The sequence below is a fragment of the Treponema sp. R6D11 genome, from assembly GCF_054786075.1.
On record NZ_BDHD01001361.1, the window covers coordinates 1 to 323 of the forward strand.

The following is a 323-nucleotide window of genomic DNA, read 5'->3' on the forward strand; positions in this document are numbered from 1 at the left end:
CACCGGGGCCGCGTATTGCAGCATTATTGCGTTTGCAGACGCGGTGAGCTTGTTGGCGACGACAAAGAGGATCATTGTGGCGGCGTAACCCAGGCCGCCGAGCGCCAGTACGGGCGTTTCTTTTAGCAGCGTCTTTAATACGGCCTTTGGGCTTGAAGCGTTCTTCCTGCCAGGCAAAAAAAGCCTGAGCGCCAGCCGGAAGGAAACCGCTAAAAAACTCCTGGAGCCAGCGATAACCAGAGGATGCCAGTCAACCAGCCTGATAAAAAGGCCGGAGGTGCTCCACAAAACGGCGCAGAGTAAAATCGCGCCCTGTCCGGCAA

Annotated in this window: 1 pseudogene; it reads right to left on the bottom strand. The window is 56.7% G+C overall.

Features of this window, described 5'->3' with window-relative positions:
- A pseudogene (locus tag ACYVTD_RS18755) lies at positions 1-288 on the bottom strand (DMT family transporter); the annotation flags it as partial.
- Positions 289-323 lie beyond the last annotated feature (35 nt).